This window comes from Treponema sp., from assembly GCF_052169735.1.
In the GTDB taxonomy this organism is placed as follows: Bacteria; Spirochaetota; Spirochaetia; order Treponematales; family Treponemataceae; genus Treponema.
Map to the genome: position 1 here is coordinate 1 of NZ_JBQNBW010000041.1, position 25,283 is coordinate 25,283.

The 25,283-nt window shown below is 43.6% G+C and carries 17 protein-coding genes, 1 tRNA gene and 1 other RNA gene; 10 read left to right on the forward strand and 9 right to left on the reverse strand.

The window, feature by feature from the left end; genetic code table 11:
• From ACTTJ8_RS07835 to ACTTJ8_RS07845, 3 genes are all read left to right on the forward strand, one after another.
• Positions 1 to 469: HAD family acid phosphatase (locus ACTTJ8_RS07835; RefSeq protein ID WP_442720830.1), on the forward strand; the 469-nt coding region annotated here is incomplete at its 5' end.
• Between the two features lie 31 nt (positions 470 to 500).
• On the forward strand, positions 501 to 656 hold the full coding sequence (locus tag ACTTJ8_RS07840) for a hypothetical protein (RefSeq protein WP_442720831.1): 156 nt from the start codon (positions 501 to 503) through the stop codon (positions 654 to 656).
• Positions 657 to 861: 205 nt separating this feature from the next.
• Positions 862 to 3,009 carry a methyl-accepting chemotaxis protein gene (locus ACTTJ8_RS07845; protein WP_442720832.1) on the forward strand — a complete coding sequence of 716 codons (2,148 nt, stop codon included), beginning with the start codon at positions 862 to 864 and terminating at the stop codon, positions 3,007 to 3,009.
• 123 nt (positions 3,010 to 3,132) lie between these two features.
• Here ACTTJ8_RS07845 and fusA read toward each other — a convergent pair whose 3' ends face one another.
• Positions 3,133 to 5,211: an elongation factor G gene (gene fusA / locus ACTTJ8_RS07850; protein ID WP_442716769.1), complete on the reverse strand. Its 2,079-nt coding sequence runs from the start codon at positions 5,209 to 5,211 to the stop codon at positions 3,133 to 3,135.
• Positions 5,212 to 5,348: 137 nt separating this feature from the next.
• Here fusA and ychF point away from each other — a divergent pair, with 137 nt between their 5' ends.
• Together ychF and pta are read left to right on the forward strand one after the other, a co-directional pair.
• Complete coding sequence (gene ychF, locus ACTTJ8_RS07855; RefSeq protein ID WP_442716770.1) at positions 5,349 to 6,455, forward strand: redox-regulated ATPase YchF; 1,107 nt, start codon at positions 5,349 to 5,351, stop codon at positions 6,453 to 6,455.
• A 656-nt stretch (positions 6,456 to 7,111) separates the two neighbouring features.
• Complete coding sequence (pta, locus tag ACTTJ8_RS07860; RefSeq protein WP_442720833.1) at positions 7,112 to 8,119, forward strand: phosphate acetyltransferase; 1,008 nt, start codon at positions 7,112 to 7,114, stop codon at positions 8,117 to 8,119.
• Positions 8,120 to 8,262: 143 nt separating this feature from the next.
• On the opposite strand, the gene ACTTJ8_RS07865 is transcribed toward pta, so the two are convergent.
• The 4 genes from ACTTJ8_RS07865 to ACTTJ8_RS07880 all read right to left on the reverse strand — a co-directional run bounded on the left by ACTTJ8_RS07865 (position 8,263) and on the right by ACTTJ8_RS07880 (position 12,870).
• The gene (locus tag ACTTJ8_RS07865) at positions 8,263 to 8,787 is read right to left on the reverse strand and encodes a hypothetical protein (RefSeq protein WP_442716772.1); all 525 of its coding nucleotides are present in this window, start codon (positions 8,785 to 8,787) and stop codon (positions 8,263 to 8,265) included.
• Positions 8,788 to 9,213: 426 nt separating this feature from the next.
• Positions 9,214 to 10,398: a double-cubane-cluster-containing anaerobic reductase gene (locus tag ACTTJ8_RS07870; RefSeq protein WP_442720834.1), complete on the reverse strand. Its 1,185-nt coding sequence runs from the start codon at positions 10,396 to 10,398 to the stop codon at positions 9,214 to 9,216.
• 258 nt (positions 10,399 to 10,656) lie between these two features.
• Positions 10,657 to 12,417 (reverse strand): aspartate--tRNA ligase, encoded by a 1,761-nt coding sequence (gene aspS, locus ACTTJ8_RS07875; protein WP_442718890.1) that lies wholly within the window; start codon positions 12,415 to 12,417, stop codon positions 10,657 to 10,659.
• A gap of 380 nt (positions 12,418 to 12,797) precedes the next feature.
• Positions 12,798 to 12,870 (reverse strand) — tRNA-Phe (locus ACTTJ8_RS07880).
• Positions 12,871 to 13,115: 245 nt separating this feature from the next.
• On the opposite strand from ACTTJ8_RS07880, the gene ACTTJ8_RS07885 reads away from it, so the two are divergent.
• From ACTTJ8_RS07885 to ACTTJ8_RS07895, 3 genes are all read left to right on the forward strand, one after another.
• Positions 13,116 to 15,146, forward strand: a complete 2,031-nt coding sequence (locus ACTTJ8_RS07885) for a putative glycoside hydrolase (protein WP_442720835.1) — start codon at positions 13,116 to 13,118, stop codon at positions 15,144 to 15,146.
• Between the two features lie 113 nt (positions 15,147 to 15,259).
• On the forward strand, positions 15,260 to 15,703 hold the full coding sequence (gene fliS / locus ACTTJ8_RS07890; RefSeq protein ID WP_442716679.1) for a flagellar export chaperone FliS: 444 nt from the start codon (positions 15,260 to 15,262) through the stop codon (positions 15,701 to 15,703).
• A gap of 2 nt (positions 15,704 to 15,705) precedes the next feature.
• Positions 15,706 to 16,185 carry a protein kinase family protein gene (locus ACTTJ8_RS07895; protein WP_442720836.1) on the forward strand — a complete coding sequence of 160 codons (480 nt, stop codon included), beginning with the start codon at positions 15,706 to 15,708 and terminating at the stop codon, positions 16,183 to 16,185.
• Positions 16,186 to 16,445: 260 nt separating this feature from the next.
• On the opposite strand, the gene ACTTJ8_RS07900 is transcribed toward ACTTJ8_RS07895, so the two are convergent.
• The 3 genes from ACTTJ8_RS07900 to cfpA all read right to left on the reverse strand — a co-directional run bounded on the left by ACTTJ8_RS07900 (position 16,446) and on the right by cfpA (position 22,435).
• Positions 16,446 to 19,121, reverse strand: a complete 2,676-nt coding sequence (locus ACTTJ8_RS07900; protein ID WP_442720837.1) for a putative PEP-binding protein — start codon at positions 19,119 to 19,121, stop codon at positions 16,446 to 16,448.
• Positions 19,122 to 19,130: 9 nt separating this feature from the next.
• Positions 19,131 to 20,162: a hypothetical protein gene (locus ACTTJ8_RS07905; RefSeq protein WP_442718884.1), complete on the reverse strand. Its 1,032-nt coding sequence runs from the start codon at positions 20,160 to 20,162 to the stop codon at positions 19,131 to 19,133.
• Positions 20,163 to 20,383: 221 nt separating this feature from the next.
• Positions 20,384 to 22,435, reverse strand: coding sequence for a cytoplasmic filament protein CfpA (gene cfpA, locus ACTTJ8_RS07910; protein WP_442720838.1), 2,052 nt, complete (start codon positions 22,433 to 22,435; stop codon positions 20,384 to 20,386).
• Positions 22,436 to 22,736: 301 nt separating this feature from the next.
• Between cfpA and ACTTJ8_RS07915 the strand changes: the two genes are divergently transcribed.
• Together ACTTJ8_RS07915 and ACTTJ8_RS07920 are read left to right on the forward strand one after the other, a co-directional pair.
• Positions 22,737 to 23,396 (forward strand): vWA domain-containing protein, encoded by a 660-nt coding sequence (locus tag ACTTJ8_RS07915; RefSeq protein WP_442716684.1) that lies wholly within the window; start codon positions 22,737 to 22,739, stop codon positions 23,394 to 23,396.
• A 15-nt stretch (positions 23,397 to 23,411) separates the two neighbouring features.
• Positions 23,412 to 24,845 carry a pallilysin-related adhesin gene (locus ACTTJ8_RS07920; protein ID WP_442716685.1) on the forward strand — a complete coding sequence of 478 codons (1,434 nt, stop codon included), beginning with the start codon at positions 23,412 to 23,414 and terminating at the stop codon, positions 24,843 to 24,845.
• Positions 24,846 to 25,130: 285 nt separating this feature from the next.
• On the opposite strand, the gene ffs is transcribed toward ACTTJ8_RS07920, so the two are convergent.
• Positions 25,131 to 25,229: signal recognition particle sRNA small type (ffs, locus tag ACTTJ8_RS07925), an RNA gene on the reverse strand.
• Positions 25,230 to 25,283: the final 54 nt, after the last annotated feature.

Sequence of the window (25,283 nt, forward strand, 5' to 3'; positions counted from 1 at the left end):
CTGCTTAAATACATTTGGGATGTTTAGGCACTGCACTACTATTGACTATTCCACAATGTATATGGCAGATATTGTACAGCGTGAAGGTTCATGGGATAATGGACCGTGGGATTATTACTATGACGCAGTTGGTACTACTGCCTGTAAGGCATTACCGGGAGCTGTTGAGTTTTTACAATATGCAAGCAGCAAAGGTGTTGAAGTCTTCTATATTACTAATAGAGATTGGGATCAGCATGATTTAACCGTGCAGCAATTAAAACGGTTGGGATTTCCCAATGCAGACCCTGCACACGTACAGGTTATGAATACCGAGGGTTCTTCAAACAAAACGGAACGCCGTGAAAATGTATTAAAAACACATGATGTTGTGATGTATATCGGTGACAATATCGGTGATTTTACCGCAGCCTTCAAACGGGAACTTGGTCCGGTAAAAAGAACCGAAATGGCATTCATTACAGGATGAATATAAAAAGCTCTGGGGAGAACGCTGGATTGTGTTACCGAATGCTACCTATGGTGATTATGTCGGTGCAGTATGGTATAACGATAAGAGTGCTGATGCTGCAAAACGCAGTCAGTATATCAAGGAATTATTCGATTATTACAAATTCACCAACACGAAAAAATACAATTCATGGTATAAGAAATAGAGAAGAACTGAAAGAGCTAACCGGCTTTTAACGGTGACTAATAGCACGAAGGGGCTGTGTACAGTACAGCTCCTTCTTTTCAATGCAATGTCAGAAAATTCATGCATCAGCTGAATAGACTCTCTTATTTTGCGGTGCAGCAAGAAAAAAGAGCATTGAGTACATGTGATATATATTCTCAGTGCTTAATATATGAGGGAATGCTATGCAAAAATGTTATAATTTCAGACTACGTTCTATCATTCTTCTAACAGTTACCGTTCTTACAACGGTGATGCTATCGATAAGCAGTATTATCTACCATTTAGAAGAAAAAAAACTCTTGGAAAAAATGTACACTGATGCAGAAGTACAAGAGCTTCAATACCTTGAGTCTCTGCTTGGTACTCATTTTAAAGGTGTCGAAAGTCTCTTTTCTACAGCATCAAAGGAATCCAGATTCCTTCTTAATACTGCATATATTCCGTCATATCTTACATCCAGTACTCCAGACCGAAGCCCTGAAGAGATCGTCCAAGAAGAAAGTATTTTAAGGAGGCTTCAGTTTATTGTTGAATCTAATCCTATTTTACTGGATATTTCTATTGGAGCTGAAATAAACGGCGGATATATTCAGTACCCGCCGGTCAGTAGAAAAGCCGGATATGATTCCAGAACAAGAGGCTGGTATAAAACAGCAAAAGAGAATCCTGACCGAGTTATTGCATTGGGAGCGTATCAGGCGAGTGCAGGCTATACCGCATTGACAATAACGAAGGCGCTTGTTGATGATTCCGGTAAATTTGTCGGCGTTATAAGCGGCGATATCAACCTTTCATATTTTAAAGAGCAGATACAGCAGTTGACCAAAAATGAAAATGGAAAACGGGTATTTCTGATTGAACGCAGCGGAATTATCTCCATGGACAGTATGAGCCGTGATGACTTTAAAAACTGTAAAGAGATCAATCTTGCATCATTAGAAAATTACCGAATCACAGATCAATTTTTTGGTACCGATATCATCGATCAAAAACCGTACAGAGTAAGAACCGCTCCGCTTAAAACAAATACCTTTGAAGCAGGTATTATTCTATTCAAACCGCAAGAAGCGCTGCGTTCATATTTATATTCGGCACAAATCAAATTTGTCAGTATATTATTGATTTCTATTGTGATTGCGGTAGTATTGTCGATTGTCATGGCAAATAGGATTTCATCAGTTCTTGAACAATTAACGCGGACATTAATGGAAATTTCTGAAGGTTCGGGAGACTTAACCGTTAAATTAGAACGGAGGGGAACACTGGAAACGGTTTCAATTGCCGAATATTTTAACAGAACCTTAGAAAAAATCAGAGTTTCCATTCAATCGGTGCTAACAGGTGCTTCGGAAATGCAGGAGGTAAGCCAAACCCTTGCAGTCAATGTAACGGAGTCGGCAGCTTCTACTGCACAAATACTTTCCAATATTAAGAATGTACAAACGCAGATTATAAGTCAAGGTACCGGTATAACTAATACTGCTGATATCCTTGAATCGATTAGCGGTACTACAAAGCTATTCAGTACCCATGTGGCAACACAGACACGGCAGATCAATACAAGTTCTGTTGCGGTACAGGAAATGGTTGCAAGTGTTCAATCAATTATGGGAATTCTGCAAACAAATAAAAATTTGATTGCGCAGCTGCAAGAAAAGTCTGAGCAAGTTAAACTATCGGTTAAAAAATCTGCAAAGGTTACTCAGGATATAAGTGAAGAATCAGATAGCCTTTTGGAAGCATCCGGAGTTATTCAGCACATTGCAAGTCAGACAAATTTACTGGCAATGAACGCAGCAATCGAAGCGGCTCATGCAGGGGAAGCAGGCAAGGGATTTGCAGTTGTTGCTGATGAAATTAGAAAACTTGCAGAGGAGTCGAGTACTCAAGGAAAAAACATCACTTCTGTATTAAAAGATCTAAAAAACCGTATCGACGATATTGCTGCAGATACCGCCCATGTTGAACAGCTCTTTATGGAAAGTTTCGAATTAACCGAATCGGTGAAGCGTCAGGAAGATACTATCATGACCAATACGCATCAGCAAAGCGGTAATTCAGAACGCATTCTGCAGGCAATGAAAACCATAGATGGAATGACGCGCGAGGTTGAAGCAGGCGCTGCAGAAATTCTGGATGGTAGTACTAAAGCTGCGACTGCAATGCAGCAGCTTACCCAAGTTACCGAAGTAATTACAAACAATATGGAAGAAATGGCAACGGGAACTATGCAAATCAATAACGCTATTCAAGAGATCAGCGTGGTTAGCCAAAAAAATAAGGACAATATTGATACACTGGTTGACTCAATGCATCAATTCCGAGTTTAAAAACTACGGATTCATTCACTGCGGTTATACGCGGTTATATTGAAAAAAACACTTCACAGACAGACCACCGCATCAGGGAAGGTATGTAATATCCTTATCTGATGCGGCAGCCTTGTTTTTCTGTTATTCTTCTTTTTCTTCAATAAAAGTCTTTGCAGCGGCAACAACCTCATCAGCAATCTTACCGGAAATAGGATCATAGTGATCAAACGACATTTCAAATGATCCGGTTCCGCTCGTCATTGAGCGTAAGTCGATGGCGTATCGGAGCAGTTCTTTATGCGGTACCTGTGCTCGAATTTCTTCAATACCGTTGGCAAGCTGGGATTGCCCTAATATACGTCCGCGCCGGGAAGAAAGATCACTCATAATATCACCGAGATACGAAGTTTCTACATAGACCGTGAGATTCATAACCGGCTCGAGCAGGATGGGACCGGCATTGCGCATTGCGTTTTTAAATGCATTCCGTGCCGCAATCTTAAACGCCATTTCTGAAGAGTCTACCGGGTGTTCTTTACCGTCCAAAACCGTGGTACCGACATCGACAACGGGATAACCTGCCATAACGCCGTTTTCCATAGCCTCTTTTACACCCTTTTCTACACCGGGGATATAGCCTTTAGAAATAGCTCCGCCGAATACTGCATTGGTAAAGCTATACTGAGCCCCGCGTTCAAGCGGTTCAATCGCCAGAACAACCCGTCCGAACTGTCCGTGTCCGCCTGACTGTTTTTTATGCGTATACTCAGCCTGTGCCTTCTGACGAATGGTTTCACGGTAAGCAATACGCGGAATCGAGGTTTGTATCTCAATCTTGCTCTGCTTTGTAATGCGGTCAAGCACGATAGAAGTATGTAAGTCGCCCATACCGGAGAATACATTCTGCTTTGTCTCTGCATTATAGATAAAAGAAAGCGTCATATCTTCTTCGCACGCACGGAGCAGCTGTTCACCGAGTTTATCATCGTTTTTCTTATCAATGGCTGCTACTGCCAACGAATAGATCGGATCGGGATTGCGGAGTTTTATAAAGGGCGGACAGTCCGCTGCTGCTGCCAGCGTATCATTTGTTTTTGCTGCTGCCAGCTTCACTGCAATACCGATATCTCCGGCTGCGAGTTCTTTTACTTCGGTGAGTTTTTTACCCGCAACGCGATATAATTTACCAATTCGCTCTTTTTTCTGTTCATTGATATTGAACACTTCAGCATCTGCTCCCAAGATTCCGGTGATAACTTTAATATACGAAAGCCTACCGGAAAATTGATCATTTGCCGTTTTAACTACAAAGCCGGAAAAGCCTTGTGTAGGATCAAGTTTCACCGTATATTCTTCCCCGCCTTTAAGCGCACGCTCCAAGCATCCGTCAGGAGAAGGCAGAATTTCGGTGATAAAGTGTAAAAGGGAGGTAAGACCTGCACCGCACTGTGCGGATCCGGCAAAAATCGGTACAATGCGGTTGTTCTTCATTGCAAGCGTAAGTCCTTTTGCAATTTCGCTATCAGTAAGCTCACCTTCATCAATAAATTTAACCAGAAGGTCTTCATCTCCTTCTGCTGCAGCGCCGGCAAGTACTTCTCGCATTTCTTCATATTGCTTTTTTGCCGAATCGGGAATGGGGATTTCTTTTTCTTTGCCGGTTGAATCGAATTGATATGCAACACCGTGCAGTACATCAACAATGCCGCTAAAGTCATTTCCTTTACCGATCGGGAAAGTTACCGAGAAAACATCTGCGTTAAATTGCGTCTTAACGTCCTGTAGCGCATGCTCAAAATCGGCACGGTCTTCATCCATTTTATTTACAAAAACCAAACGCGGCTTATTCCGGCGGTCAAGATCACGCCAATATTTTATTGTTTCAATCTGTACACCAGATTTCGCATCAAGTACCATCAAGCCTGTTTCTGAAGATCGGAACGCTGCAATAACTTCGCCCATAAAGTCCGAAGAGCCGGGGGTATCCCAAAAATTGAGCGCCATATCATTCCACTGCATGGAAACTAATGCTGAATATATCGATATTTTCCTTTCTATTTCTTCAGGAGTATAGTCGCTCAGCGTTTTTCCGCTCATAACCGTTTCCGCACGGGTGATGGTACCCGTTAATGCTGCAAGATTTTCAATAAGCGTCGTTTTGCCGGACTGTCCATGCCCTGCAATCGCAATCGTTCTTATTTTCTCTGTTCCAATTCCCATAACGAAGCTCCTCATGTACTAAACAAGATGATGTAGCGGTCGCTTCTAAAAACTATTGTTTTAAAAACTCCCATATATTATATTGTAAAGGCGCTTTATTCGAATTGTCAAGAAAATAATAAAAAAGAGGTTATCCTATGGCTATAAATTGCGGTATTGTCGGTTTGCCCAATGTCGGTAAATCCACCATTTTTTCAGCGCTTACCCGTGCTCCGGCAGAAGCGGCAAATTATCCCTTCTGCACGATTAACCCCAATGTGGGGATTGTTGACCTACCTGATGAACGTCTTGCAAAGCTTTCTCAATTTTTTGAACCTAAGAAAACCATCCCCGCTGCGGTAGAATTTGTTGATATTGCCGGGCTGGTAAAAGGGGCTTCAAAAGGCGAAGGACTCGGAAATCAATTTCTCTCCCATATCCGCGAAGTAGGAGTGATCGCTCATGTAGTACGCTGTTTTGACGATCCTGATATTGTTCACGTCAATAACAAGATTGATCCTGCCTCGGATATTGAGACCATCAATATTGAGCTTGCACTTGCCGACCTTGCATCACTGGAAAAACGCGCAGAGCGGGCAGATAAAGCAACCCGGATGGGGAAGGATATGCAGAAAGAAGCAGCGATTGCCATGAGTGCTATTGCAAAGATCAAACCATTGCTGCAAGACGGAAAAGGCGCCCGCAATGCCGATTTAACGGATGAGGAGCGGGCTGTAATCTACGATACACATCTTATCACTATGAAGCCGCAGCTCTATGTGTGCAATGTGGATGAAAACGGTATTAAAAACGGCAATGCGTATATCGAAACGGTAAAAAAAATTGCTGCACAAGAAGGGGCTGAAACAGTCGTCATCTGCGGAAAATTTGAAGCAGAGCTTGCCGACATTGATGATCCCGATGAGCGTGCTGCCTTTTTAGAAGAAATAGGACTGAAGGTTTCAGGCTTATCCGTCCTTGCCCATGCAGCATATCACCTTATTGGTTTACGGACATTTTTTACTGCCGGAAAGGATGAGTGCCGAGCATGGACAATCCGTGCCGGAGATACTGCACCAAAGGCAGCCGGGGTGATTCATACCGATTTTGAACGGGGATTTATCAAAGCCGAGGTTTATAGTTTTGAGGATTTCCTAAAATACGGTTCCGAACAAAAAATTAAAGAGGCTGGCAGATACCGTCAAGAGGGTAAAGAATACATTGTCCAAGACGGCGATATTATCTTCTTTAAGTTCAATGTGTAATCAACACCTCGGCACCGAGACCGGGATCGCAAACTCGTCCGCACTGTGTTTGATCCGCATAATATTAAACCTGTTCGGAAACTTCCGCTTCTGAACAGGTTACCTTGAAATGCGATGTTCACGCATCGTGCTATTTGTGCGATTTAGAACTCGTCGACCTGTTCGACAACGCAGTTATCGAACAGGTCTATTCAGATGAATATCACGTACTTCCCTCATACTAACTTGCAGAAAACCGCGTAAAGCAGTACACTCTATCAAATCAACAACCCCGACACAGAGCGTCGGGGCACAGTGCTCAATGTTTCGCACTGTGTATGCGATTCGGCATGGATGCCGGTGGTTCCAAACAGAAACGAGTTGTGCCAATTTACAACGTCCGTGTTGTAAATTGCCTTGCGAGTTTTACAAAAAGAAGTTTTTTGTAAAACATCGTTTCTGCTTAACACACCCGCCCTCCGTGGCGGTACTGAACAAAAACTCGCAGTCAAAAATGTACAAGGATGTATATTTTTGACGAGGTGGTTGCAGTCGGCTTTAATATCCTTTGTTACGACGCAGAGCGTCGGGATATTAAACCCTCCGCACGAATAATAACGTAAAAAGTATCTTTGAACATATATTTTACAGATACTTTGAATGGATGGAGGTTTTGTATGAGTTTCGTTGAAATAATGAAAAGCAAGGCAAAAGAGTACAAGAATCGTTTAGTTTTGCCTGAGGGAACCGAAGAGCGTACCCTTCGGGCTGCCAGAATATTGGTTGATGCTCAAATGGTATCGGAACTCTTTTTATTGGGAGAACCCTCGGAAATTGCTGCGGCTGCGGCAGAGGCAGGTGTTACACTCAGCGGTATAACGGTTATCAATCCAAAGGAATCCGAATGGGCTGACAGTTTTGCACACGCTTTTTACGAAAAGCGGAAGGCAAAGGGGATGACGCTTGAGCAAGCTCAAAAAGATATGACCGATGTGCTTAGGTTCGGTTCAATGATGCTGATGCAGGGAAAAGCTGATGCAATGGTTGCAGGGGCTGAAAATACAACAGCAAGTGTACTCCGTGCCGGGCTGACCATTATCGGTACGCTTCCGGGAGTAAAAACCGCTTCATCATGCTTTGTTGTTGACACGAAAAATCCCGAATGGGGTGCAAATGGTGTTATGATTTTTTCCGATTGTGCTGTTATCCCTACCCCCTCATCTGAACAGCTTGCCGACATTGCCGCTTCAGCTGCTGAAAGCTGTGCGGTATTTACCGGAGCAGAGCCGGTTGTAGCCTTGCTGTCGTATTCAACCAAGGGTTCAGGCGGTGATAAAGATGAAAATGTGCTGCGTGTACGTGAAGCTGTAAAACTACTGGATGAACGGAAGGTTTCGTTCTCTTATGACGGAGAAATTCAGCTGGATGCAGCCTTGGTACCGAGCGTAACCGATAAAAAAGCTCCCGGCAGTCCTATCCGCGGAAAGGTTAATACGCTCGTATTCCCGGATCTTGCCGCAGGCAATATCGGATATAAGCTGGTACAGCGGCTGGCAAATGCAGATGCCTTCGGACCCTTCCTGCAAGGCTTTGCAAAGCCGTTATCCGATCTCTCACGCGGCTGCTCAGCAGAAGACATTGTTACTACAGCTGCGGTAACCTTGGTACAAGCCGGTAAAAAATAGCAGAAAACCGCTAAAACCAATGAGATTTTAGCGGCTCTGGAAAAATTTTACCGATGCAGCGGGAAATCTTAACGGTATTGCCCGCTGCTTACCTGTATGAGCAGCCATTTACATGCTCAGATAAGCAGCCAAACCCCATTCAGTTAAATCTCATTATCAAAAATTGAAGATTTAAAGAATGCGTTCAATTCCCGTTCAGAATACCGCTTTGAATTAAGAAAGTTCTCTTTTACGATTTCACGTGTCTCTTTATCGAGAACAAGGCGTTTTTCATCCCGCAAATAGACAACGAGATCTTCAAATACTGACAATGGCAGCCAAGGGAAGGCAATATCAAAAAGGTTGTACCAGGCATAGTGTTGCTTGACCTCATCATCAGTGAGCAATACACCTTGTTCCTTTAAGCGGTCTCTGGTTGCAGGGTGAATGGTAAATACCTTCTCATTGAGCAGTTTACAATAGTCCTGTGCTGAAAAGAAAGCGCCGGTCTTTCTAATCAATTCGGTTTTCTCGACAGAGGGCACATCTGCTAAAATAGATGCTGTTACAAAGTTCAGCCCATCTTGATTAACATTGACTAGTTCCACGCCTTCGCTTTCAGCCAATAGAAGGCTGTCTTTGAGCAGCCCCTTCTCTAAAAGAGGTCTTAAAATATCTATTGTTTCCATGGGTACAGTATAAACGAGACTGCAAGAAAAAACCAGCCCATCAGAGAAGCTTCTTTTATTTTCTGATACACTAAGGCATCTGCAAAAAATCGGTTCCTTAAAATGCAACAGTTGAGAGAATATCAATTCTCGAAGACTGTTGCATTGATGCGCGAAACGCGCATACGTCAATCGTCGAGTTTGCGGGTGAGCAAACTCGCAGTGTTTTTCAGCCGCGCTATTTCAGCGGCTGAAAATAAACGTTCCTATAAATTCGGCAACCGCAGCCTTTATCAAAAGGCGAGGATTGGCGAATTGCTGCACTTTTGCAACGAAATGAAAAAGTGCAATCAATAGGCGATGTTTGCGATACGCAAACTCGACGGTTAACGAGACCGCGCTATTTGAGCGGTCGAAGTTATACCTTGGATTTTTAGAGGCACGCTCTTATATCCCAATCCCCTTCCGCACTTTCACAATCTCCAAAAATGCCTCGATTCTCGTTGCAAATTGTGCGGCATCCGCCTGTGAATAGTCTGATTCGAGGTGCATATACGGCAAACCTTTTTGTTCGACATATTTACCGATACTATGGCTTTCCAAATTAAAAGTATGACATGCAACCAGTGTACATTCGATGACAGCATCCGCCCGGTAATGGTCAATCAGATAATCGAGGTCCCGAAACCGCCCGGGATTAGGACTCATCACGGAACAGTTTGTCTTGAGGTATTTTTCTGCAATCGCTTCGATGGGATCGCGATCAGGGTTTTCGTCAACCATTTCCATCTGTGTGCGTATCCCGGAGCAGCTGTCATAGCCGACAATCACTGCACCAAGTTCTTCAATTTTTGCAAGAATCTTTTCCTTTACCCCGCCCAGCGGACAACCGGTGATAAGAATACGGGGACGGATATCAATCGTCCCTTTCAGTTCTTTTTCCCAATGAGTTCTCAACTCCTGAGTCCGTTTCACAAGCTCATCATTTTTTTTCCGAATATCATATTGAAAGCCGAATGCTTCTTTTACATTGAACTGCTCCAAACCGGAAATCGGTGTCGGGTCTAAAGCAGACAACTCAAAAAAATTGATTAAATGCTGCCGTTCCCGGTTACAGTCCTCAATGGCTTTCCGTAGATCGCTGTTACTAATAGTAATGCGGTAAAACTCTTCTATTTTAGTTTTGAGTTTGCGCACCTCATCAGCCCAAAAGGGATAGCCTTTTTGATCAAGATTATTTTGAGGCAAGTGCATTACATGAGTCGGCTTTACTTCATTCAAAAGCTCGAACATTTTCTTTTTTCCATCGCAGGTTGTTTCTCCGATAATAAAATCGGAAAAATAGAAAAATGGGCAGGTGTCTGTTATTGCATGACCATAAGAGGCTTTAATAAGCGGACATAAATTTTTGGGTAAGTCCCGTTCTGCTGCACTAATCGGCTTTTCACTCGTAGCACATAAAGAAACAGGAACAGCTCCTGCTGCATAGATCAGTTCAATAGGCACATACGAACAATACAGCCCGATAACCCTCCCGCCTTCGTCTTTTATCTTTTTTAATGCGAGAAATTTTTGCTGCTGCGCTTCGGCAAGGCTGTCAAAGCCCTGAGGTAGGTTATTGGCATTGGGCATAGTATTCTCCTTTCGATTTTTGTGAATGATGATTTATTATAATACACTACTATTTATAATAAAAATAAGCAAGCAAACACTTAGGATAATAAAATCATATCATCACAGACTAATCCGGCTGGTTTGCGGTTTTTAGAGGGTTCCCGGTAGTACACGGAGCAATGCTGTCTACCATCGCATCTTTGTGACTGCTTTCTTTCAATCAGTCCCAAAGATGCAAAACTTTTTTTCTTATAACGCAGTCAGGGCTGCCACTGCTTATTCCCGAATGCTCAAGTGCAGTTCGGCAAGCTGCTTTTCGTCAACTTCGCTGGGGCTTTCGTCCATGGGGCTGACAGCGAAGGTGTTTTTGGGGAAGGCGATGACTTCTTTAATCGAGGTTTCGCCTGCCATCAGCATCACGATGCGGTCAAGACCGGGTGCGATACCTCCGTGGGGCGGCGCACCGTACTTGAACGCTTCCGTTAAAAAGCCGAACTTCTTTTCCGCATCGGCAGGGTTAAAGCCGACGATGTTGAATATCCGTTTTTGCAGCTCAGGATTGTGGATTCTGATTGAGCCGGAAGCGACTTCGTAGCCATTGAGTACGAGGTCGTACAGGTCTCCTTTTACCTCGCCGGGGTTTTGCTCCAGCGTGTCAAGGTAGCGTTCCTGCGGCGCGGAGAACATATGGTGCGCGGGATCCCATTTTTGCTCATCTTCATTCCATTCAAAGAGCGGGAAGTCGATAACCCACAAAAAGGCGAATACTTTTGGATCGAGCAGGTTTAAATCCTTACCGAGCTTGCTCCTGACAGCGCCGAGTGCGGTACAGGCGGTTTTATATTTTGCATCGGCAACAAAGAGGAGCAGGTCGCCGTCCCCGGCATTCAGCTTTTTGCATATTTCAGCCTCGGCACCGGCGCAGTATTTAGCAATACCGCCTTCAAATGCGCAGCCTGCAACTTTTGTCCATGCAAGCCCCTTTGCCTTGTAGATTTTTGCCGCAGCTTCAAGCTCTTCAATCTTTTTGCGGCTGTAATTTGCCGCCTGTCCTTTCACTACAAGCGCCTTGACAGCTCCTCCGGCGGCGACCGCATCTTTGAACACGGCAAATTCGGTGCATTCAGCCAGCCATGCGGCATCTTGCAGCTTCATCTCGAACCGGATATCGGGTTTGTCGGTACCGTAGAGGTCGATGGCATCATCATAGCTGATCCGCGGGAAGGATTGCGCCAAGTCCGCACCGATAGTCTTTTTGAATACCGTGCGGAACATATTTTCGGTAACGTCGAGCACATCATCGCGGGAAACAAAGCTCATTTCAATATCAATCTGGGTGAACTCAGGCTGACGGTCGCCGCGTGCATCCTCATCACGGTAGCAGCGGGCAATCTGAAAATAGCGGTCAAAGCCGGAGACCATCAGGATCTGCTTGTACAGCTGCGGGGACTGCGGCAGTGCGTAGAACTTGCCCGGATAGAGGCGGGACGGCACCAAATAGTCGCGTGCGCCCTCCGGTGTCGATTTAATAAAGGTCGGCGTTTCAATTTCCAAGAAGTTCCGCGCTGTGAGGTACTCCCGCACCGCGAACGTAACCTTTGAGCGCAGTATCAGGTGATCCTGCATAGTCTGGGAACGCAGGTCGAGATAGCGGTACTTGAGCCGGAGGTCTTCGTTAGCGTTGGTTTTTTCGTCAATCTGGAAGGGCAGCACGGCGCTCTTCGACAGCACTACCATACGCAGTGCCTTCACTTCGATATGTCCGGTTGTCATTTCGGTGTTGACCATGGAATCGGGGCGCTCCCGCACTGTGCCTTCAACGGCAATACAATATTCCATCTTCAACCCGGCTGCGGTTTCCTTCAGCTCAGCGCTTGCATCGTCATCGACAACCACCTGTGTCAGCCCGTAGCGGTCGCGTAAGTTTATAAAAGAGATACCACCGTGGTCGCGCTTGCGGTGCACCCATCCGTTTAATACTACTGTTTTACCGGCGTCGCTTTTTTGCAGCTGACCGCAGGTAACGGTCCGTTTCATTTCTATCATAATGGAATAAGTATAGTTGAAACGGGGCGTTTATGCAATTCTGAAAATTTTATATCTTGGACACCGGAAGCAGTATGGGGAGGACTGACAACAGCAGCTTCAGGACATTTTAAAAGACAGATATGGGCATTTCTAAAAACTCAGGTATAGTTTTTAGAAGATTCCTCATCAGCAAAACTGATAACGTTTTTTTTGATAAGTTTTTACATTGTAATATACATGGACGTATATACTGATGGAATCCATGCCGGATAGCACATACAATACGAACCATGGAGCAATACTCACAAGCCATGTCGAGGGTGTTGATTTTCGATATATTAATGCAAAAAAAATTGAAAGATAAAGATATAAACAATAGATATAAATACTGCCGTCGGACAGAATCGAACTGTCGACACAAGGATTTTCAGTCCTTTGCTCTACCGACTGAGCTACAACGGCAAAAACAATGAAATACTTATATCAAATTTTCACATACATGTCAAGTACTAAATCACATTTTCTTCATTACACAGTAAATTTTTTTACTAATATAACAACAACCGGTATCTCCGATGGTAACGTCATTGATCATATTTGAAAGTTCCTGAGCCGCTATATCCATAACGAGTACGAAAGAAATGCAAGAGATACACATTGTATATTTTCATAGACCCAGCCTGCTATATGCGCTATAATGCACCCCTATGAAGCGGATTTTGACTCTTTTTTTCCTTAACTTTGCAATTTTGTTGCCGGTTTTTGCGCAGAACTTTTTACTTGCCGGAACACAGGATGGCTTATATAAACTTTCGGCAGTGTCTGCACAAAGAATCTGGAATGAGGCAGCCGTGCGTAAAATTATAAAAAGCGGCGATATATGGTTTTTTCTTACCGATAACGGGATTGTCCGCTCCGGTGATTTACTGGCATTCGATCCCTGCAATGAGGGCTTACCGGTTAAGGTCATAAAAAAAATAGCTGGAACAGAAAAGCAGTTTATCAAAAAAACGCAAATGCTCAAAGATTTGGAAGTGCACCCCTTCCATCCCGGCACGCTGATTACTGCAACCAATAGTGCGGTGTTTTTAAGCGAGGATAGCGGTAAAAGCTGGAAGAACCTCGGTTGCCATACTGCAGTTAATGGACTCAAAGCAGTCTGTGTGCTTGACCTACCCGATTCGCACGGGAACCGGCAGCTGACGGTGCTTGCCTCTCACTCCATCTATGGAGCAGCGTGGAAGCAGCCGGCAGTTTCTGACAAGTGGTACCCCTTGAGCGAAGGACTCGTACCCGGTCCGGAAAGCGACGAAGAGCTTTCTGATATTGTTGTACACAGCCGCAACCACACTAGTGAGGTTTATGCCTCGCAAACATTTACCGGTAAGTTGTACCGGCTCGATTGGGGAACCAAAAGCTTTTTTGCTGTGTCTGACTGGACAGATAGTATTGCCGAAGCCCAATGTATCGACGGACTCAGCGCCGGGGCGCTATCTCTCATCGGCTGTAAAAACGGTGCTTTGTTTGAGGTTCCGCTCATGCTGCCTATTCCGCATCCGAACCGGCTCACGGGTATAGAACTTAACCTGAAACGCATTGGAAAACAGCCCCTTTCGGCATGGCTGCCGCAACAGATGACATCGTTCGGTAAGGCGCTCAGTCTTTCAGAGCTATGGCTCCTTGATGAAGGCTCAAAAACCTTGAAAACGGAATATCTCCGTTACGCCTCAGGACGCAAGGGTGTGTACCTACCGGCACATCAGGCAAAAACAGCCGCCGGTTTGCAGCGCTACTTTGATCTGTTAGAAAAAAATAAGCTCAATATGTTGGTAATAGATATGAAAGATGACTCCGGTTTTGTCCGTTATGATTCACAGGATGAAGTAGTGCAGGCAGCCGGTGCCGTGCGCCCGTTTATTCAGCTGGAAGATTTTACCGCAAAAGCGAAGGAACGGCATATCTATCTTGTTGCCCGCATTGTGGCTTTTAAGGACAAGCAGCTATACCGCTATCAGCAAAACCGTTATGCAGTCAAAGATACCCGCGGTAAGCCGTGGCAGGGGTACAGAACAGGTGATAACGGACAGGAACCTATCGAAGAATACTGGGTTGATCCGTACAATGAAGCAGTATGGCAATACAACACGGCAATAGCAGAGGAATTGATTAAACGCGGCTTTGACGAGGTTCAGTTTGATTATATCCGGTTTCCTACTGACGGGGAAAATCTCTATCAAGCCCGCTATCCTGCACAGGAACAGGGAATGGATAAAGAAAGCGCGATTATGTCTTTTCTTGCCTACGCACGCAGCAAGATACAGGCTCCCATCTCTATTGATATTTACGGAGCAAACGGCTGGTACCGTACCGGTGCGCGTACCGGGCAGGAGGTAGAAGTGCTTGCGGATTATGTAGATGTGATCTGCCCTATGTTTTATCCCAGCCATTTCCGCCAAAGCTTTCTTGCACAAAATCCTGCGGAGGAACGTCCCTACCGCATTTACCGGCAGGGTTCATACCGGAACAAAATAATTGCGCATAACAAAGCCGTGATCCGTCCGTGGACACAGGCTTTTTATATCCCGGTATCGTATGATAGAAAATATTACAATGAAGATTATGTGCAGCGTCAAATTATCGGTATACAAGATTCTATTGATGAAGGCTATGCCTATTGGAATAATTCCGGGCGTTATGCCGACATACGTCCCGACGGGATGCCTCTGCCGGAAAAATAGCATGAACGGATAGCTTTTTAAAAACTGAGTTTTTTTGACCTTTAGGCTTAATAGCACCGTACTTTTGCCGATAACTAAAGAGACTTCACACGCAGTTGCATGGGGGATTAAAAATGAGTTATAACAGTCAAGCCTTAACAGCATATAAAGAGACACGAATAAAAACAGCAAGCCCTGGTTCGTTAATTATTATGCTGTATGATGAGGGAATAAAAAGTATTACCCTCGCCTTAGAAGGCATGCCTGATGGAAAAATAGAAGCTGAAAATATAGAACGTATTCATCAGCATATTTTAAAAGCACAAGATGTCGTTACGGAATTGATGGCTTCTCTCAATATGGATGCAGGCGGCGAGATTGCAGAAAACCTCTTATCGCTGTATTCTTTCTTTAATCAACAACTCTTTCAAGCAAATATGCAAAAAGATCCGAAACCGCTCAAGACAGTCTGCGAAATGATGATGGAACTTCGCGAAGCCTGGCAGCATGTCGTCAATTCAACCGCCGCCAATACTGAGGTTCAACCGGTTACGGGCGGAGTCAATATAGCAGGTTGATTATGCATACCAAAACACTTAATGAGTCAGAAATTGCAGCGCGGGTTGCTATGCTGAAACGATTCAGAATGCTCCTAGAACAGCAGCGGCTCAAGTTCCGTGAATACCTCACTGTATTGGAAAATCAGGAGAAAAGTATATCATCTGACGATACCGATGCCATTATTCAGTATACAGAGCTTGGAGAATCGATTATTTCTGAAATATTTACTATTCAAAAAGTGATTGATCCGCTTGAGTATATGTATACGGATATTTGTGCCCATTCAACTACATTCCCTGATATTCCGCATCTCAAAACAGATCTTGATGATCTGCAGCAGAAAGTATTGGCTCAAAACAAAAAAAACCGCGAACTTTTGCAAACATGTGTAATAGGTTTACGCCAGCAGGTAGCTTCACTAAAAAGACCATACGCACATAAAGAAAGTATTTATGCAGCAAGCAGCCGTACAGCATCCTTGGTAGATATCAGCCTCTAAATTTGCGGAAAATCACACGAAACCAATCCAGCGTCTCCGATGATAATTCGATATATAAAATTGTGGGGAACCTATGAAAACCTAAGTTTAGAATATGCCCCGCAAAGAGCGGCGGGCTTGCCCGCAACGCCCATAGTCTCTCACCGGATATCTTCCAAAAACTTAACTGCATTTTTCTGATACCCTGTGATGAGATAGTAACATAAGGGCATCTTGAAAAACTCAGATACAGCTCTTCGAGATGCCCATAGCTACATTCTTTACGAAACCTTCTTGGGGGTCAGCTTACGCCCTTCGTTTTCAGCCTTTTCCAGCTCTGCCTGAGCAATAGCCAAGAGAGCAATCGGAACGGAATAGGACGAGCACGAAACATAGTGTAAACCGGCTTCCATACAGAAGGGTATATTCTCAGGACGCGCGCCTTGTTCACCACAAAGCCCCAGTTTAATATCAGGACGGGTTAAGCGCCCGCGTTCAATAGCAATACTGATAAGTTCCCGAACGCCCGGATCCAGCACCGCAAAGGGATTACCGTCGATCAAGTCGTATAAGGTGTAGTCAGGCATGAAGTTGTTAAAGTCATCACGGGAAAGTCCAAGGGTTGTCTGGGTAAGATCGTTTGTCCCGAATGAGAAAAACTCTGCATAGCGGGCAATTTCCGCCGCTGACAGCGCAGCAACCGGCAACTCTATCATCGTACCGATTTTAAAGTCGATCGGTTCAGCTTTCAGCTTTTCCCGGACTTCTTTCTCAAGAGCACGGATGCCTAAATACGCATGACCTTCAATCTTCTTGCCGTATGCGATTTGCTTGAGTTCACGGAAGTTCATAATAATCGGCACCATGATTTCGACGTGTGTTTCTATCTTCTCTTTTTGCAGTTTATATGCAGCTTCAAAGATTGCGCGGATTTGCATTGCATAAATTTCAGGATATGAAATGGCAATACGGCAGCCGCGGTGACCCAGCATGGGGTTTACTTCCGCCCGCACGGCGACCTCATCCAACAGCGCCTTTTTGCTGAGAGTTTTCTTTCCGGCTTTTTTGAGGTGTTCGATAAAGCCTTCCAGCTCTGCTTCATTATGCGGCAAAAATTCGTGTAGGGGCGCATCCAAGAGGCGGATGGTTACTTCACGCCCTTCCATTGCTTTAAAAATACCGTAGAAGTCTTCCATCTGCACTTTCTGCAACCGTTTTAATACTTCGATACGATCCTCGGTTGTTTCAGCAAGGATCATCTCTCTAAAGATATTGATGCGTTTCTCGTTAAAGAACATGTGTTCAGTCCGGCACAATCCGATACCTTCAGCACCGAAGCTGATTGCCAATGCTGCATCACGCGGGCTGTCGGCATTGGCACGGACATGGAAATTTTGGATAAACGAACGGGTTAAAGCGATAAAATCCAATAGCCCTGATGTTTTGGGATCCGGCTCAATCAGCTCTGCAGCACCGAAATAGACCGTCGATTCCCCATAATAGGGTACTTGCAGGGTGATATAGTCCCCTTCTTTGATTGTAACGCCGTCGATTACCGCTTTGTTTGCCATAATCTTCATATCAGGGCGAACCAGCGAAATTTTACCGTATTGGCGTGAGACAACAGAGGCATGTGCTGAATAGCCGCCTTCATTGGAAAGGACACCGGTAGAAACTTCGATTGCCTTTACATCTCCTGCATAGCTTGCCGGTACGCAGAGAATACAGCGGGTGTCGGCACTTTGCAGACGGGCAATACGCTGGGCTTCGATCAGTGAATCGGCGCTAAAGTAGACACGCCCCACTGCGGCACCGGGGGCGCCGGCAATACCGCCTTTAGAACACTGGAAATTTTTTACACTTGCCGTGTTGATAACCGGATGGAGAATTTCATTGAGCTGTCCGGGTTTTACATTTTTTACTACATACTCGGCATCGACAATACCGCGTTTATGGAGATCAAGTAAGAAGTGTACCAAGGCAATGGTACTTTTTGCTTCAACGGATTTTTGTTCAATGAGCCAGAGCTTACCGGCTTCAATGGTGAAGCGTATTTCCCGTACATCTTTGCTGTGATCTTCAAGCTGCCAGGCTATGGACTCAAGCTGTTTGAGGTATGCGGGCTTTATTTCGTTTATATCCTTTCCGTCTGCATCGGCCTCATCGAATTTTTCTTGGAAGAACATGCCCTGTAATTTTTTTTCGCCGGTTACAATATTGCGGCTAAAAAATTTACCGGAAAAAGACTCTTTGTCGTAGTTACCGTATACCAACGGCTGGATGAGCAGAGCAACATCATTTTCGTTATCAGGATCAAGGCTCAGCATGGTGCTGATAAGCTGAATAGTTATTTTCAACTGATCCTCAGCTGTATTGAAAAAACCTTCGGGTAAGTATTGCTGGTATGCATCCATCACCGCACTACCGGTTTCGGTGCATTTTTCTTTTTTAAGCTCACCGCTGATCTTATTGAGCAGATCCTTATAGACCCCTATTTTTATTTCATCTGCCTGTAATTCCGCAATGCTAAGCTGAATGGAAAACAGCCCGCGGAGGAGGAAGAACACTTCATGGCTTGCAAAATCTTTTCCAACTTTTTCTTCAAAGCCGGTGATAGTATTTTTTGCCAAGCCGAAGTTGTGCAGCGTTGGATAATTCGCAATAACAAGATTGGAAGAAATAACCAGTTTGAGCAGCAAGGGGTTTTCCGCAGAGTCAAAGTCTTTTTTAACCACAGTACCCATTTTTTTCAGCAGGGGTAGTAATACCGGCATAGGATCATTTTGATGCAACGCTTGTGTAATGGATGCATCCAGAATAATCCCCGGTACAACCGGCAGTCCGAGTTCGGAAAATTCATTTAACTGACGCCCGCGAATACCGAGAATGGTTTTGTCTATATTTTTTTTCAGCGATTCCGTATTACTGAGAAAGTGAATTGACTGAGATAGCTTCATAACAAACTCCTAAAAAAGATTGAGAACAGTACTGGGAGACCCGCGTAAAAAAGATTCAAAGCGGGGGCTTGCGCCTTCTGCAAAATACTTTGAAAGCTTGGACAAATCTTTAATTTCTTCCCCTGCAACTGCAAACTGAATACTGCTGCCGTGCTTGACCTTTCCCCACTTAAACAAGGTGTTAATATCGACAATTTGCTCGCCGTCATAGAAAACAATCACTTTATTGTGCGGATAGCGCGCGTTATAGCTGCGGATAATCCGCTTCCATGCTTCAACATTGCCGTTGTGGAATAATTCGTTTGTAACGACAACCGAAATTTGCTGAGAAATACGCATTTTTCCCGTTGGAGCCTGTACCTGCGCGGCTGGTGCAGCGGAAGGAGTCTGTTGCGGTGCAGCAGCTGTCCGTGCCGTCTTTGTTTTTGAAGCGGTAGCAGTCCGTGTAGTGCGCTGCTTTTTCCGTTCTACCGGCTCCTTTTTAGGCTTTGGAGCGGTAAACACAAAGGGCCCTTTGAGCAATTTTGCGGGAACTTTCGGCTTTGCGCCGTCTAAAAGCTGAAAAAATGCCTCAAAAGCCGATTCTGCAACTGCTGGTTCAATAGCGCCCGTATTTTGTTTTCCAACATAAATATTGATAAGCTCATTCTTTTTCAGCATTTCAAAAAGAGAAGCGTTGGCAGGATTTTTAGGATTGATGATAAGAAAACCTAAATCGGGATGGTGATAACCTACTACAATATCAACTCCCGCCCATTTTGCAATTTCCGCAATGACATCCGCAGGTGCCGCCGCCGTCTGCCGGAGGTTTTTCGACATAACCTTATAGCCCCACATATCCAGCAATAACACTGATAAAAAAGCAGGGATTTCTTCAGTTGTTAATTCTTTATTTTCAAGTAATATACCAATCTCATCGGCAATATTGTTCTTTGCGTTACAGTTATCCAGAACTGCTAACACATTCTGAATATGCATCACGGAGGCGTTAAACCCCTGCTTTGTCGCAAGGGGTACATAAAATCCTAATGAACCGAGCATTTACATCTCCTTATGGAAATCTCTAAAAACCTGAATAATGAGAGATATTCCTATATCTTTCCTATCGAATATGGAAGAAAAGCTTTAAAACTATTTTAAAACTGTTTTTCTGCAAAAGAGAACCGTTGTATAAAGGTTCTCTATAGACAAAAGCCCTCCGAAACAGACTGCTTCAGGGGGCCTTTGCCGTAATGTTAACATATAATCATAGCGCTAAATGCTTATAGTGTTCTTATACCGGGTTTCCGTCCGCGGCGGCCTTTGTTTGCCGTAGTATCGACAGCGCCATCCTTCTTCGTCTTAGAAGTAGACCGGCGTCCGTGCTGCACGGGTGCTTCGTTTACTGTTTCTGGAGCCGGCGCTTCCAAGCTTGGCATCTCATTCAGCATATCGATGAACTGTGCGCGTCCGCTTGCTGCTCCTGCAGCCGGTTCATCATCCTCGCCTGAACCAAAGGTCTGTGCAATATCAGCGCGTACTGTTGAACGGCGGCGGCTGAATGAAGCGAATGCCTGATCCATAAAGCCTTTTGAAACGCCGTGGAGGAATTCGTTCAGTACGTTTGCCATACCGTCCAGGGTTGCCTTCTTGCGTTTGATAGAGGTAATATCTACATCGAGTAAGAGACCGGGCTGCATGTGGAATGGATTGATGAGGTAGTCAAACTTATTGAACTCAGCCTCAAGGAAATCAAGCCGCTCTTCCATAACGCGCCGTTCTATCGGGTACTGGTAGTCGTACATTCTCTTGAGCCGCTCCCTCATGATAATGAGTTTCTTGCGCATCTTGTCTTTTTCGTACACAAAGGTGCGGTTCATCTTTTCCACTTCGGTTTCTGCGGCATTGACAAAAGAAATTTCGTCCCAAACCTTTGCGATATCCTTGTAAGCAGGTTCGCCATTCGGAATCTTATACTTCTTCTGAATATGCTTTTCGTAGAGCTTTGCCAAATCGCCGAAGTCGGTAATGCGTACCATGAACTTTGATTTATCATACTGGGTCTGTAGTACATCCCACAGGTGTTCAACCTCGGTTTCAAACGAGCGGATCATAACCTCATACGCTTTGCGCTCTTCAATCAACTGCGCGTTGTCGTAATAGCGGAGGCGGATCTGGTAGCGTTCATCGGGGAGATTTGCAACATTTGTATCATCGTATTCACGGAGCAGTAACTCACGGGCATTTTTGAGGTTTTCGATATACTGATACCCCATCTTTGACGTATCGAGAATGGATGTGAGTGAGTTGATAGCGGTATTAAAGCCGCGGTTGCGGATGTTTTCTATATCAATAATGCGCTTTACATTTTCACGGACATTGAGCTGATCAAAGGTTTCAGGATCAATTTCTGCACGCAAGTTGGAAATACGTTCCATCAATTCCTTAGAGACAGCTGCATACCGCTTGCTTTCAGGACTTTCGAGTTCATCATCGGTAATACCAGGCACCTGCCCAATTTTCTTAAAGATAATTTCGCTGTCGGTCAGCTCTTCTTTTCCTTCATCGATCAGCTCATCTTTTACACGCTCAATTTCTTTATCAATCAGATTCATGAAATGATTGGAAATAAGGTCTTTGATGAGGTATTCAACTGTTACCTGATATTGGAAAATCGGGCTGATCAATTCCGTGTCAAGAATATTAACAGAGAGTTTTACGTCTGTTACCGTCTTAGGCTTGAGGATATTATCTTTGAATGCACACTTTACAATGGAGTATGCGTTTTCACCGCGGACAAAAGCGCCGACATCTGTTTTCTGACGAAGCAGCGAATTGGTTAATGTTTCCAAATCGTTGATTCCGCGCTGTACATGTCCTTGCAGGTGACCATACATATTGACAATGGACTTTTCAATTTCACCGGTATTGAATTTATCAGCGCCGCCGACTTCATCCAAGAGCGTTGCGATCTCCTTCGGAGTATAGCGGTTCAGAACTTTCATTTCCTCTCTGTCGATAAATCCGCGGACTTTTTTGAGCATTTCATCTTCTGCGGTTACCATATAACGGTTGAACATATTCTGATAGTTCTGGTTAAAGTAATTGTACAACTTTTCCTTTAAGCCGCCCATAATATCCAATCTTTCCAGAACGTCCTTGGGCAATTTTGTTGATAAGTGATGCAATACTTTATTGGTTTCTTCTTCAATCAGCTGATTCACTTCTTTTTGCTGATCGCGATAATCTTGCGCCAAAGAATTCCTTGAACCGACAGCACTGGGCTTTTCGGGATGGAATACATTTGGACTTTGAGGTAAATCTAAACTCGCCATCTTACTGTCTCCTTATAGCAGTATATCTATATCCGCACCGGATATACTAATACGCCCACAATTATAAAGCTATTTTATAAAATGTAAAGATATTGCCGCCCTTTTTGCAATTATTTACTGCTTTTTTTTTCAAAATGATATATAGTAAATCAGTTCGGAAACTTCCGTTTCTAAACTGGGTACATTGAAATGCGATGTTCTAAACCGCACTATTTGTACAATTTAGAACGCGTCGACCTGTTCGAAAACACTGTTATCGAGCATATCTAATACCGCAGTATTTTACACTGAAGGAGTAAAAATGCAAAAATTAAAAAACTTCCTTTTTGTTGTTTATTTTTCTATCTCTTTTACAGTTTTTGCAGGTGAGCGGACTATTCCTGTTGACATTTTTTTAATGATCGATAAATCACAATCAATGAGTGAACCCGGTAAATTTGAAAGTCTGCGCAAATGGGTACGCAATACACTTATTACGGAAATGCTCATACCGGGGGATTGGATTACGGTCTGGGAATTTTATAAAGAACCGTATGAATTGCAAACACTCGATATTAAAAATGAAGCAGACCGTATGCAGTTAGTGAAAACAATTGACGGCATTACTCCTGATGGACGGTATACGGATATAGGACGGGCGCTCGATTCAATTCAAACTTCACTAAATAATCGAGGACGGAATAACCGCTATAAGATATTACTGCTCGTAACCGATCTTGAGCAGGATGCTCCATGGACATCAAAATACCGCGGCAAGCAGGAATCATTTAAAAGTCCGTATCTTGCAGAAGCGCGGATTATCAAGCATGATAATTGGTATGAAATAACACTGGATATGGATATTCAAGACAAGGTGGTTAAAACAACAAAGGAATTATATACGGACATAATGGAAAACAAAAATACTCCGCGCAGTGAAGACGATCAAAATACAGCTCTCATCACTGAAAAAAAAGACTAAGGATTGTATACTGTTATGAAAAAAATATTTTACACCCTGTGTATTCTTGCTGTTCCCGGAATTATCGGAATCCTTATATATCAAAGAATTATAGCAGAGAAGGAACAAGTATCCGTACAAAATGCGCAAACAATTATTCCTATGTCTCAGCAAATACAAATGCAGGAAGACAAGAAATCGGATACTATTTCTGGCAATACACAATCCTTTATCACATTACTCAGTGATGAAGCATTGGTTGAAGATGTGCAAACTGATATAAATGGCAATGGAAAAGAAGATAGAGTTGTTGCAGTAAAAAAACTTTCCGATCAATGTATTTATGTGATTATTTTTATACAAGAAAATGAATCACAGCTTTTTACCAGAAGTCTCGAAATAAAAACAGAAGCAACACATGCAAAAACGTTTTCACTTTCTACGATCAAAGTACAAGAATATGCACATCCGCTCATTGTATACAGCGGAATGAATGCAGACTCGCAACAAGTATTCGGGATATATGCGTTACAATCCGATGACGGCGTAATCACTGAATGTGATACCTTAGTCAGCATCCAAGCAGATGGTCAAATTGTACCGGCAAGCGATAAAGATGATTCGCTTAAAGGCTATAGCATACGCGCTTATTACGCCGACAGTGATGCGCCGAATACATTGAATCAAATAGAAAAACAATATCACTGGAATCAAACAAAACATCGTTTTGAACAAACAAATGAAATTAAAATTCCCGGAAAAAAAATTGAAAGTCAATTTCTCAAAAAATTTCAAACAGGCACGATTGATTCATTCCGGGAGTTTTTAGAAGGACTGTGGTATCAGCCTGCTGCAAAACATAATCAGAACAGGAGCATTTTTTTTAATTATGCTGAAAATGAAATTATTTTTTCTGTGAACAATATCCAAGAAATTTTTAAAATAGTTTCAATGTCACCGAGAAGATTTGGTATTTCTATTTCCACCAAGAACGAAGCAATTTCAAGTATTAACCGCCGGATTGATATTGAACTCACCGGAGTTGATGAAGTAAGTATACGGGTCATTGATGATATTGCGCGGTTGAAAATCGGCGTTTCTTCAAACTGGGATGGAACATACCGCAAATTAAATAATACAATACGTGAAGTACAAACGGACTCAGCAGCGGAAAATACCAAACGGCAACTGAGGGCTGATGATAAAGTATGGACAAGTGCAGAAGGATATACGCTGCATTTTTCCGAGACGGAATATCAGCTGTTCCAAGATTCTCAAAAAGATGATGGCTGGTATACCGTACTGCAAATAAAAGACAAACTTGTACTGCAATTAAAAAATAAAGAAAATAAAGAACGCTTTTTTAGCATTTTTTTTGACACAGCAGATAAGCATCTTGTTTTAACGGAAGTTGCTATCTCCATTAATGCTATCTCACTTGCAGGAACAGCTCCGCTTGTATTTGAATGAGAGGAGAAATATAAAAACTGCGTTTTTTGACGGTACGGACATGAGAGACCGTCAAAATATAATTACCGGACCTGTTCGATAATTACGTTACCTAACAGGTCTACTTATTTTTTGAATGGCTGAAGAACTCAATAAGGATAAATCCTATTCCGCACGAATAAATTGTTTATATCTAAAAATAGTGAGCACCGTTACCATAAAGCAATCGCCGAATTCTGACTAAGAGTTGAACGATACTATTTTTAAAACCATGCCCTATGCCTCTCACGAAACTTTAGGCATAAAAAAAACCGGGAGCACTACGGCACAAGAAGAATTAATCTACCGCTGCTTCCTTCCGGATCTGACGGGGTTCGAAAAACCTTCTTTGCATAGGTCCCGGTACGGAGAGAGAGGGATTCGAACCCTCGGTACCCTTTCGGGCACACACGACTTCCA

Bases quoted from the DNA above. Each gene is read 5' to 3' on its own strand.
- ACTTJ8_RS07920 (WP_442716685.1), top strand. From the start codon at position 23,412: ATGAAAAAAATATTTTACACCCTGTGTATTCTTGCTGTTCCCGGAATT.
- ACTTJ8_RS07915 (WP_442716684.1), top strand. From the start codon at position 22,737: ATGCAAAAATTAAAAAACTTCCTTTTTGTTGTTTATTTTTCTATCTCT.
- cfpA (WP_442720838.1), bottom strand. From the start codon at position 22,435: ATGGCGAGTTTAGATTTACCTCAAAGTCCAAATGTATTCCATCCCGAA.
- ACTTJ8_RS07885 (WP_442720835.1), top strand. From the start codon at position 13,116: ATGAAGCGGATTTTGACTCTTTTTTTCCTTAACTTTGCAATTTTGTTG.
- ychF (WP_442716770.1), top strand. From the start codon at position 5,349: ATGGCTATAAATTGCGGTATTGTCGGTTTGCCCAATGTCGGTAAATCC.
- fusA (WP_442716769.1), bottom strand. From the start codon at position 5,211: ATGGGAATTGGAACAGAGAAAATAAGAACGATTGCGATTGCAGGGCAT.
- ACTTJ8_RS07870 (WP_442720834.1), bottom strand. From the start codon at position 10,398: ATGCCCAATGCCAATAACCTACCTCAGGGCTTTGACAGCCTTGCCGAA.
- fliS (WP_442716679.1), top strand. From the start codon at position 15,260: ATGAGTTATAACAGTCAAGCCTTAACAGCATATAAAGAGACACGAATA.
- ACTTJ8_RS07900 (WP_442720837.1), bottom strand. From the start codon at position 19,121: ATGAAGCTATCTCAGTCAATTCACTTTCTCAGTAATACGGAATCGCTG.
- ACTTJ8_RS07845 (WP_442720832.1), top strand. From the start codon at position 862: ATGCAAAAATGTTATAATTTCAGACTACGTTCTATCATTCTTCTAACA.
- ACTTJ8_RS07905 (WP_442718884.1), bottom strand. From the start codon at position 20,162: ATGCTCGGTTCATTAGGATTTTATGTACCCCTTGCGACAAAGCAGGGG.
- pta (WP_442720833.1), top strand. From the start codon at position 7,112: ATGAGTTTCGTTGAAATAATGAAAAGCAAGGCAAAAGAGTACAAGAAT.
- aspS (WP_442718890.1), bottom strand. From the start codon at position 12,417: ATGAAACGGACCGTTACCTGCGGTCAGCTGCAAAAAAGCGACGCCGGT.
- ACTTJ8_RS07865 (WP_442716772.1), bottom strand. From the start codon at position 8,787: ATGGAAACAATAGATATTTTAAGACCTCTTTTAGAGAAGGGGCTGCTC.
- ACTTJ8_RS07895 (WP_442720836.1), top strand. From the start codon at position 15,706: ATGCATACCAAAACACTTAATGAGTCAGAAATTGCAGCGCGGGTTGCT.